Source organism: Rhizocola hellebori, from assembly GCF_016862955.1.
GTDB lineage: Bacteria > Actinomycetota > Actinomycetes > Mycobacteriales > Micromonosporaceae > Rhizocola > Rhizocola hellebori.
In genome coordinates this window covers 17,111-27,170 of the sequence record NZ_BONY01000117.1, presented here as the reverse complement: position 1 = coordinate 27,170, position 10,060 = coordinate 17,111, and the positions used below count along the sequence as shown (strand labels likewise).

Sequence of the window (10,060 nt, the reverse complement as noted above, 5' to 3'; positions counted from 1 at the left end):
ACCTGCCATGACCGCCACCCCCTCGGGCCGCAAGCCGTCCCGCCGCGCGGCGGCGGAGCTGCCATGACGTCTGCGCCCTTGCGAGCCTGGGCCGACCGGCAGGCGGCCACGGTGGGCCGGACCCGGTCGACCTCATCCTCCTATGTAGACAGAGACTTCCCGGTGGTCGCCACTCACCGGGCCGCCGCCGGCGCGGTGGCGTGGCTCGGCCCTGACCTGATCTACGCTGCGGCGACCACCACCGTGGCACGTCTCGACGGGGCGAGCGCACGGCCAAGGTGGACAACGGATCTCAAGCACCACCTGTCCCGGATAGAAAGGATCGAGGCGAGCCCGGAGCTGATCGCGGTCAGCGGCGTGAGCCGGGACCGCTCCGGACGCGCTGCCGTGATCCTCGGTTCCGACAAAGGCCAAGAGACACAACGGATCCCGCTGACCGTCGTGAGCCAATGGCGGCCGGGCCACCGGCAGCTGCTGGGAGTTGACCAGCCGGTCTCGCCCGACGGGTACACGGGTTCGACCTGCTTGCATCTGGTGGGCGGCGCGACGATGCATCGCACCGCCAGCGCCGCCGGCCGCGCCGTGTTCTCCCCGGACGGCTCGCTGATCGCGGCCGGCATGCCCGGTGGGGTGCTGATCTGGGCGGCGCCCGAGTGGGACAGGCAGGAGCCGCTGTCCATCGGCTCGGGCCGGCTGGTCGACGGGGCGGCATTCTCCCCCGACGGGCGCTATCTCGCGGCCGGGCCGGCCCGCGGCAGCAGGGGACGAATCGCCCTCTGGGAATATGATCCTCCATATTGGACGAAAAGCTCGGAGTTCGGCGTCGCGGTGGGGCTGGACTCCGGTGAAGTGGTGGCGTGGAGCCCGGATTCGACCGCGCTGGCGTTCATCGGCGAGCACGGGCAGGTGGAGGTGTGGGACGCCATCACCACCCGCCGGATCCGCAGCATCGGCGAGCGACGCCCGGCCCACTCCCCGCCCGGGGTCTGGTCGATCCGCTGGTCGCCGGACGGCCTCCGGCTCGCGGTAGGGGCAACCGCGGGCCGGATCCACCTCCACGCCGTGACCCCGCCACCCGCGCCACCACCCCGGCTCTCGCCGTCCGCGCTGCCGTTCCCGGCGGAATTCCTGGCGCGGCTCGCGGCGGCCGCGGCCGACCTGGGCGCGGCGGTGCCGCTCAACGTCCTCACCAACGTGCTCGTCATGCTCCAAGCACCCCCGCGCGACGCGGCGCGCGGCGCCCAGCAGCTGGCCGAGCTGCACTGGCCACCGGACGCCGCGATCGGCATCGTGGCGCTGATCGCCGCCCATCTGTCCAAACAGGATGAATATCGGTCGCCGCCGGAGGTCCCACGTGCCGATCTGGCGCGTGCCCTGGTGCACGTGCTGACCGGATGGGGCCGCGAACCCGCGCCGGGCGAAGCCGACCCGGAGCAGCTGGCGGCAACCCTTAATCACGTCGCCGACCGCTACCTCGGATTGCTTGAGGTGCTTGGACCCGACGCGGTGAAGGCCGAGCCCGCGTTACCGGTGCGCCTGCGCGGGCTGCCGCGCCTGCCGCCGTTGACCGCGACGCACCGGGCGTTGCTCGACGTCCGGCTCGCCACCGACGAGGGCGGTTCGCGGGCTGAGGGCTCGGGACTGGGCGCGGGCCGGGTCGGGCTGAGCCGGCGCGGCAGCTTCAGCCAGCTGGTCACCCATCAGTTCGCGCTGCCCCCGCGGCTGTTACGAGCGCGGCTGGCCCAAGGCGAATTGCTTTACTGGACGGGGCGAGGCCAACCCGCGATCGACAACCGCCCGCTCATCCTGGTGCTCGACAACACGCCCGCAGTGCACGGCCCGGTCGGGCTGACCCTGCGAGTCATCGCTCATCTGCTGGCACGCCAACAGATCCAGGCCGGCCGCGGCTGCGGGCTGGTCCCGCTCGCGCCACCCGCTCGGGCGCACACCCTGCGCGAAAGCGCCGACCTGCTCTCCATCTGGACCTGTGGCACGGTCGAAACTCCCGCGCCCGCCAATGCGCACCGGGAGGCCGTCGCCCTGGGCGCCAGGCTGGGCTCCGCGGTCAGCGGCCGGCCCCGGACGGTCCTGTTGACCCATCCCCATCTGCGGTTCCCGGAGCTGCATGACCTGGTGACCGTGCGGGTGCACTATCCGGGCAAGCCGGCCGCGGCGGTCGATCGGCACGGCTTCATGCTGCCGCCCGACCCGGATCTGGCGACGCTACGCGACGCCCTCCTGGGGGTGCTGACTCAAAACCCTTAGCCGCACAGCATCTGTTCGATCTCGGCGGGATCCAAGGTGGCCAGCAGCGCCTCGATCACCTCGGGCCGCATGGCGTCGCCCAGCACCTCCACCCCGTCCTCGGTGACCGTGATCCGCACATGCACCAGCTGCCCGGCCGGATGCTGTTCATACTGACTGGGATCGATGAGATCGGGCAGGCTGTCGACATAGCGGTGCGCCGTCATTCCCAGACTCCTTCGAGACGATATTCGCAGTGCGGGCAGCGCCCGCCGGAAAGATGAACCGTTTCGGTGGACCAGATCCCGCGCTCCACCACGGTTTGACGGCAACCCGGGCACCGGGTGTCGCGGCCGTCGGCACCCAGCGCGCGCTCGATGTATACGAATTTCAGCCCCGCCCGCAAGCCGATCTCCCGTGCCTGCGCGAGATCGGCGGGCAGGCTCGGGTTGGACCGGCCCGCCATCTGGAAGGTCGGCGTGAACCGCAGCAGATGCCACGGCATGGCCGCATCGATGTCGGCCAGCGTGTGCGCGATCGTGGCCAGCTGCTCGGGGCTGTCGCTGGTACCCGGAATCAAAGGAGTGGAAATCTCGATCCAGACGCCTTGCGCGCGAAGCGCCGCGATCGTCTCGAACACCGGGGTCAGCGCCCCACCGGTCAGCTTGCGGTGGGCGCGATCGTCGCTCGCCTTCACGTCGATGTTCATGGCGCGCACCACCGGCGCCACCATGGCGACCGCCTCCGGAGTCATGAAACCGTTGCTCTTCCACAGCACCGGGATGCCCCGCGGCCCGCCGAGGCCGGCCAGCGCCAAGGTCAGCTCGATCGCCAGCGACGGCTCGGTGTAGGAAAAGCCTATGGCGCAGCCGTTTTCGGCCGCAAGCTCGATGATCGACGCCGGATCGGCGGGTTGGCCGGTCCACTCCTCGCCGCCCGATCGGCCAAATTGGGACAGGCGGTAGTTGATGCAATATCCACATCGCAGCGAGCATCCCGGCGCGGCCAGCGTGAGCAGCCTGCTGCCCGGACGCCAATGGTAGAGCGGCTTTCGTTCCACCGCGTCGATGTGCTGCACGGCGGTGGCGAAGGTGGCCGTTTCCAGAGCCGCGCCGTTGCGCCGGCGCACCTGACAGTAACCCGTTTGCCCATCGCCCAGCTGACACCTGTGCGGGCAGACGTCACACACGACGCGATCCTCCCGCGCACTGTGCAGAAGCCCAGGTGTCCAAGCCAATGCAGGCTCGGCCGTCACAGCGTCAGCCATCGTCACAACCCCATCATGGCACCGGTTACGGGGATCGCCGCGGCGTCGACCGTTGCCTGTTTCACCAATTCTCAAGGGAATCGGCGTGCTTCAGTACCGGACGCACCGGCGCGTTGTCTGACCGAAGGTACCGCTCACGGTTGCCGCCGGGCGAACCAGACCTCTTCGGCGGGCCAGCGCCTGACCCACTCATCCGGATACTCGGGGAAATCGTTGTTGACCGCGCCCGGCGGCACCCTCACCTCGATCAGGTCTTCCACCACCAGACCACACCCGGCCAGGAGCCGAATCCACTCCCCGTGCGGCAGCGTGAAGAGCCGGTATTCGTTGCCGGAACTGCCCCGCCGCACCACCTGGCGCAGCCCGAACAGATCGTGCACCAGCCTGTCCGTCACCGGTCCCCGCTCCGCGATACACAGACGCGCCAACGTGGATGCTCCCATGAACACCAGCCGGCCGCCCGGCCGCAGCAGCCGCGCCGCTTGCGGAATCCACCGGAATGGGTCGCACCACACCGACGCCCCGTACTCACTGATCACCAGGTCCGCGCAGGCGTCGGTCAACGGCACCCGCTCGGCATCGCCCTGGATCAGCGGAAAACGCAGACCGAACTCTTTCTGCATACGGCGCGCGGTGGCCAGCTGCCGGGCCGAGATGTCGAGCGCCACCGGTCGTGCGCCGCGCCGAGCCAGCCACGCCGAAACGTAGGCGCTGCCGCAGCCCAGCTCCACGGCCACCGCTCCGTCCACATCGGCCGGCAGCACCGGCAGCTGAGACTGCGGGATGTCCCAGATCCCCCAATACGGCTCGGCGGCCGCCCACCGGGCCGGCGCGGACTGATCGAACCAGGCCGACAGCTGCTCGTCCCAATGCCGCCGCGTGTCCCAAACGTGTTGGCCTGTCTCGTCTGTCATGGACCGATTCTAGAAACCGCACTTTCGGGCGCAGTCGTGTTAGCGCTCACACCACTTTTCGGTTTCGGTCGTCATAGGCCGCTCGGCGATCGCCGGCGGATCTCCCACCGCATGGCACCTGCGCGATGGCGATTGGACACAGTGAGTGATGATGGCCAACCTTGTTACAAGACCGTGACCGCACGATGTCGAAGTAGGACCTTGACGATCGTGGATGTGAACGCTAACAATGTTAGCTCAACGTGATCTTTCGTGCATGAGCGATGACGCCTATCCCGGAGAGGGAGGGAATTGTGAGCAGAAGACTTCTAGCCGCTCTGAGCAGTGCCGTCTTGGCGTTCGGCCTAGCCGCATGTAGTGGAGAAGGGGCGGGCGGCGGCACCGATACCGCCGGACAGGACCCCAAGGACCTGACGATCGGCGTGTCGATGCCGACGCAGACGTCGGAGCGCTGGATCGCCGACGGCAATTCCGTGAAGCAGAAGCTGGAGGCCAAGGGGTACAAGGTGGCTCTCCAGTACGCGGGCGATGACATCCCGACCCAATCGCAGCAGGTCGATCAGATGATCACGCAGGGCGCCGACGTCCTGATCATCGCCGCTATCGATGGCACGGCGCTGACCAGCCAGCTGCAAGCCGCCGCCGACAAGAAGATCCCTGTGATCGCCTATGACCGGCTGATCCGGGGCAGCAAGAACGTGGACTTCTACGTCAGCTTCGACAACTTCAAGGTTGGCGTCGCCCAGGCCAGCGCACTGCTGGTCGCGCTGGGTCTGCAGAACAAGGACGGGTCGAAGGGCGCCAAGACCGGACCGTTCAATGTGGAATTGTTCGCCGGCTCGCTCGACGACAACAACGCCCACTTCTTCTTCAACGGCGCGATGCAGACCCTCAAGCCCTTCATCGACAACGGTTCGCTGGTGGTCAAGTCGAAGCAGACCGCCATCGAGCAGGTCGCCATCCTGCGCTGGCAGCAGGAGACGGCGCAGAAGCGCATGGAGGACCTGCTGACGTCCACCTACAACGATGGCAGCAAGGTCAGCGGGGTGCTGTCGCCCTACGACGGCCTGTCCCGCGGCATCATCACCGCGCTGCAGAACGCGGGCTATGGCACCGCGGCCAACCCGATTCCGATGGTCACCGGCCAGGACGCGGAGATCGCCTCGGTCAAGCTGATCAACGATGGTGTCCAGAGCTCCACGATCTTCAAGGACACCCGGCTGCTCGCCGAGCAGGCGGTCATCGCCGCTGAGGCGTTCCTGCAGAAGAAGCAGCCACAGGCCAACGACACCAAGACATACGAGAATGGGGTCAAGGTCGTACCCTCGTACCTGTTGCCAGTGCAGACCGTCTACAAGGATGACATCAAGGCGGTGCTCATCGACTCCGGCTACTACACGGCCGCGGAGGTCGCCGCCGGTCAGGCGAAATAGCGTGCCGGCCGGCTCGGCGAAGGCATCGCCGGGCCGGCCGCACCATCACCGCGACGAAGGAGGACGGATGGACGAGGTGCTGCTCGAGATGAGCGCCATCACCAAGCGCTTTCCCGGCGTCAAGGCGCTGCAGGACGTCTCGCTTGCCGTCCGGCGCGGTGAGATCCATGCCATCTGCGGCGAGAACGGCGCCGGCAAGTCGACGCTGATGAAGGTGCTCTCCGGCGTCTACCCCACCGGCAGCTACACCGGTGAGATCGTGTTCGGCGGGAAACCGGTGCACTTCAACGGGATCCGCGATAGCGAGTCGGTCGGGATCGTCATCATCCATCAGGAGCTGGCGCTTGTTCCGTACCTGTCGATTGCCGAAAATATCTTTCTTGGCAACGAACGCCGTGGCCGGGGCGGGCTCATCGACTGGAACCGCACCAACGCCGAAGCCGGAGCGCTGCTGAAATCCGTTGGGCTGGAAGAGAATCCGGTGTCGCCGGTGATCCAGCTCGGCGTCGGCAAGCAGCAGCTGGTCGAGATCGCCAAAGCCCTGTCCAAGGATGTCCGGCTGCTGATCCTCGACGAGCCGACCGCCGCGCTGAACGACATCGACTCGGCGCACCTGCTGGATCTGCTGCGCCAGCTGCGTGACCGCGGCATCACCTGCATCATGATCTCCCACAAGCTCAACGAGCTCATCGCCGTCGCCGATTCCACGACCATCCTGCGCGACGGCCGGGTGGTCGAGACCCTCGACATGAGGTCGGGTCAGGTGACCCGGGAGCAGATCATCCGCAGCATGGTGGGACGCGATCTGGACAGCATGTACCCGGAGCGGGTTTCCGCCCCCGGCGAAGAGGTGCTGCGGATCGAAGACTGGACGGTGTGGCACCCGGTTCAGGACCGCAAGGTCGTCGATGGAGCGAGCCTGAACGTGCGGGCCGGTGAGGTCGTCGGCATCGCCGGGCTGATGGGTGCGGGCCGCACCGAGCTGGCCATGAGCCTGTTCGGACGGTCCTACGGGCGCGACATCGGCGGTCGCCTGATCATGCACGGCAAGCAGGTCAGGGCGCGAACAGTGGCCGAGGCGATCCAGAACGGCATCGCCTACGCCACCGAAGACCGCAAGCGCTACGGCTTGAACCTCATCGCCGACGTACGCGCCAACGTCTCCGCGGCGGCACTGACCAAGCTGGCCCGCGCCGGCTGGGTCAACAGCCATGAGGAGATCAAGGTCGCCGAGCAGAGCCGCCGCGACATGAACATCAAGACGCCCAGCGTGATGGACGCGGTCGGCAACCTTTCTGGCGGCAACCAGCAGAAGGTTGTTCTGTCCAAATGGCTTTTCGCCGACCCGGACGTGCTGATCCTGGACGAGCCGACCCGCGGCATCGACGTGGGTGCCAAGTTCGAGATCTACACGATCGTCAACCGGCTGGTGGCCCAGGGCAAGGCGGTCATCTTCATCTCGTCCGAGCTGCCCGAGCTGCTGGGGATGTGTGACCGCATCTATGCGCTGTCGGCCGGCCGGATCACCGGCGAGCTGCCGGCCGGGCAGGCGACCCAGGAAAACCTCATGGCGCTCATGACGAAGGAGAAGGAGCTCTCCGGATGACCAGCATCAAGCCCGCGACCGAGAACCTCGCATCGTCCGGGAGCGCCCCGGCCGGCGCGCTGCACACCGGCACCAGCGATCCGCGCACCCTCATCATGCGTAACTTCCGGCAGAGCGGGATATACATCGCCTTCGTCGTCATCGTGGCGCTGTTCGCCGTGCTGACCGACGGTGTTTCGCTGAGCCCCGGCAACATCACCAATATCGTGCTGCAGTATTCGTACATCCTGGTGCTCGCCATCGGCATGGTGATCCTGATCATCGCCGGTCACATCGACCTGTCCGTCGGATCGGTGGTCGCGCTCGCCGGTGCGGTGTCGGCGGTTCTGGTTATCCGGCAGGGAAATGCTTGGTGGGTCGGGGTTATCGCGGCGCTGGCCGTGGGTGTGGCGGTCGGCGCCTGGCACGGTTTCTGGGTGGCGTACGTGGGGATGCCCGCCTTCATCGTGACGCTGGCCGGCATGCTGCTGTTCCGGGGCCTCACCTTGCAGGTCCTGAACAACGTTTCGCTGTCGCCCTTCCCCAGCGAGTACCAGCGGGTCGCCAACGGATTCCTCAACGGCCTGATCGGCGGGCAGGGTTACGACGCGTTCACGTTGCTCATAGCCGCGATCGCGGTGGCGGGTTATGCGGTCAGCGTGTTCCGCACCCGGCTGGCCCGCATCCGCTACCAGCAGTCGGTGGAGTCGTTCCCGCTGTTCGTCGCCCGCGTCGTGGTGGTCGGCGCGGTGGTCATGTACTTCGCGTGGCAGCTGGCCCACGCCCGCGGGCTGCCGATCGTCCTGATCATCCTGGCCGCGCTCGTGCTCGTGTACGGGCTCGCGACGAAGAAGACCGTGTTCGGCCGCCAGATCTATGCCATAGGCGGAAACCTCTCGGCCGCAATGCTTTCCGGCGTCAACGTGCGCAAGGTCAACTTCTGGATCTTCGTCAACATGGGGCTGCTGGCCGGCGTTGCCGGTGTCATCTACTCCTCACGCTCCAACGGGGCACAGCCCGCCGCCGGCAACATGTTCGAGCTGGATGCCATCGCCGCAGCCTTCATCGGCGGCGCCGCCGTGGCCGGGGGCGTCGGCACGGTGGTGGGCGCCATGGTCGGCGGGCTGATCATGGCGGTGATGAGCAATGGCATGCAGCTCATGGGCGTAGACCAGTCGACCCAGTCGGTGGTGAAGGGCCTGGTCCTGCTTTTGGCCGTGGCGTTCGACATCTACAACAAGCGCCGCGTCGGGGCCACCCGCTAGGTGGCCGGGAATGCCGGGCAGTGGGCGCTGACGGCCACGTCGAGGGTGAGGTTGTTCCACTGTGGAGTGCCGGGTTCCGCGGTGATGTCGGTGTAGCCCAAGGGAGGCAGCTCGGCGGACCGGCCGTCGGCCGCGCAGGTGTTGGGGTAGCCGCGCGTCAGGTGCAGGGCTTGCCGCGCGCTCAGGCGGGGGGCGGCGAAGGAGGTCCCGCGCACCCGCGGCGTGGGTGGGCGGCCGGCGATGGTGGCTGTGCCGTCGAGCATGACTTCACCGCTGTTGGAATATTCGGCTCGCAGTCCCGAATGCAGGGCCGAGGCGCTGACCACCGGGTTCCAGATGGCGGGAGCGAACGGGAAGTTGATTTGGACCAGCCGGCCGTCCGCTCGGTGGACGCCGTTGCCGGCTGCGCCGACCGTGCTGACACCACCGGCAAAGGGGTTGCCGGACAGGTAGCTTTGCAGCGGGTCCTCGATGGTGACCCGCAGGAAGCCACGGCCGGCAAGATCCGTGATATGCCTGAGCTGATCGATGGTCCTGGTGGTCCACAGGTCGTAGAAGAGGTTGGTGGCCACCCGCTGGGTGATCTCGCGAAGCTCCTGGTTGCCGTGGAGGTCGGCGGGCAGCCTGGCCGCGGGGCTGCTGCCAGCGAGTGAGTTGATGAGGCTGTGCAGCCTGTCGGCGTGCGGGTTGCGGTCCACCATGCGGTGATAGGCGTCAACCAGCGCGGCGTTGGTCACCGCTGCGCCGTTGGCGGCCAGCCAGCCGGGCACGTCGCAGGGCGTGATGACGAAACTCATGTTGAGCACGAAGCGGGTGATGCCGAAGGCCGTTCGCAGATACTCCAGCGTCGCCTCCAGGTCGATGGCGATGCGAGCGGTGTCAAAGTCGGCCGTGTCCATGCCCAGCAGCAGCAGGCGTTTGCCGAGACCTGGATGCTTCCAGTTGGAGAGGTAGCCGGGGACGAGCGGTGCACGCCGGATGTCCAAGGGGCCGACAGAGGTGTAGCCGACGTCTTGCAGGCTGCGCTGCAGGGTGTCGTAGACCGCCTTGCCGTGAGTCACGCCCGCGGGCAGGCCGTCGCCGCCACCGCCGGTTTCGATCTCGTTGGCGCCACGACCGGTGTTGGCGCAATTCGCATTCGGGTCGTGGGGCGCCGGGTTGACGGCAAGGTTGAAGTCGTCGAGCACGACGACTGCCACCTCGGCCGGCGTCAGCTCCGCCTCCGCTGCCCCTGCCGTACAGGCGACGAGGCCAGTGGCGAACAGCGCGGCGATAAGCGCAATGGCTAACCTGCTTCTCACGGGCTTCCCCCAAAGGTTTCCGGATAGGACAAACAATGCCGCGCGAGCCGG

Annotated in this window: 8 protein-coding genes; 4 read left to right on the top strand and 4 right to left on the bottom strand. The window is 67.4% G+C overall.

Annotated features, from left to right (window positions below; all coding sequences use genetic code 11):
* Positions 1-2,265 (top strand): WD40 repeat domain-containing protein (locus Rhe02_RS45445; protein ID WP_203914781.1); only part of this gene is annotated, 2,265 nt, incomplete at its 5' end.
* Here the strand turns inward: Rhe02_RS45445 and Rhe02_RS45440 are convergent.
* From Rhe02_RS45440 to Rhe02_RS45430, 3 genes are all read right to left on the bottom strand, one after another.
* Positions 2,262-2,471 carry a radical SAM-modified peptide, FtsH ternary system-associated gene (locus Rhe02_RS45440; protein WP_203914780.1) on the bottom strand — a complete coding sequence of 70 codons (210 nt, stop codon included), beginning with the start codon at positions 2,469-2,471 and terminating at the stop codon, positions 2,262-2,264. The genes Rhe02_RS45445 and Rhe02_RS45440 overlap by 4 nt on opposite strands.
* A complete protein-coding gene (locus Rhe02_RS45435) occupies positions 2,468-3,511 on the bottom strand; it encodes a radical SAM protein (protein WP_203914779.1) in 1,044 nt (347 codons plus the stop codon). Before Rhe02_RS45435 ends, Rhe02_RS45440 begins: the two co-directional genes overlap by 4 nt.
* 134 nt (positions 3,512-3,645) lie before the next feature.
* Positions 3,646-4,425, bottom strand: a complete 780-nt coding sequence (locus tag Rhe02_RS45430) for a class I SAM-dependent methyltransferase (protein ID WP_203914778.1) — start codon at positions 4,423-4,425, stop codon at positions 3,646-3,648.
* 293 nt (positions 4,426-4,718) lie between these two features.
* Here Rhe02_RS45430 and chvE point away from each other — a divergent pair, with 293 nt between their 5' ends.
* The 3 genes from chvE (at position 4,719) to mmsB (ending at position 8,708) form a co-directional block, all read left to right on the top strand.
* Positions 4,719-5,858 carry a multiple monosaccharide ABC transporter substrate-binding protein gene (gene chvE / locus Rhe02_RS45425; RefSeq protein ID WP_239124479.1) on the top strand — a complete coding sequence of 380 codons (1,140 nt, stop codon included), beginning with the start codon at positions 4,719-4,721 and terminating at the stop codon, positions 5,856-5,858.
* Between the two features lie 67 nt (positions 5,859-5,925).
* Positions 5,926-7,464: a multiple monosaccharide ABC transporter ATP-binding protein gene (mmsA, locus tag Rhe02_RS45420; protein WP_203914776.1), complete on the top strand. Its 1,539-nt coding sequence runs from the start codon at positions 5,926-5,928 to the stop codon at positions 7,462-7,464.
* Complete coding sequence (gene mmsB, locus Rhe02_RS45415; protein ID WP_203914775.1) at positions 7,461-8,708, top strand: multiple monosaccharide ABC transporter permease; 1,248 nt, start codon at positions 7,461-7,463, stop codon at positions 8,706-8,708. The genes mmsA and mmsB overlap by 4 nt, the downstream gene beginning before the upstream one ends.
* Here the strand turns inward: mmsB and Rhe02_RS45410 are convergent.
* Entirely contained in the window at positions 8,705-10,009 is a 1,305-nt protein-coding gene (locus Rhe02_RS45410; protein WP_203914774.1) for a hypothetical protein, read from the bottom strand. The two genes, mmsB and Rhe02_RS45410, sit on opposite strands and share 4 nt — an antisense overlap.
* Positions 10,010-10,060: the final 51 nt, after the last annotated feature.

What these genes read in the sequence shown, in the direction of transcription:
- Rhe02_RS45440 (WP_203914780.1), bottom strand. Translation starts at nt 2,471, where the DNA reads ATGACGGCGCACCGCTATGTCGACAGCCTGCCCGATCTCATCGATCCC.
- Rhe02_RS45435 (WP_203914779.1), bottom strand. Translation starts at nt 3,511, where the DNA reads ATGGCTGACGCTGTGACGGCCGAGCCTGCATTGGCTTGGACACCTGGG.
- mmsA (WP_203914776.1), top strand. Translation starts at nt 5,926, where the DNA reads ATGGACGAGGTGCTGCTCGAGATGAGCGCCATCACCAAGCGCTTTCCC.
- mmsB (WP_203914775.1), top strand. Translation starts at nt 7,461, where the DNA reads ATGACCAGCATCAAGCCCGCGACCGAGAACCTCGCATCGTCCGGGAGC.
- Rhe02_RS45430 (WP_203914778.1), bottom strand. Translation starts at nt 4,425, where the DNA reads ATGACAGACGAGACAGGCCAACACGTTTGGGACACGCGGCGGCATTGG.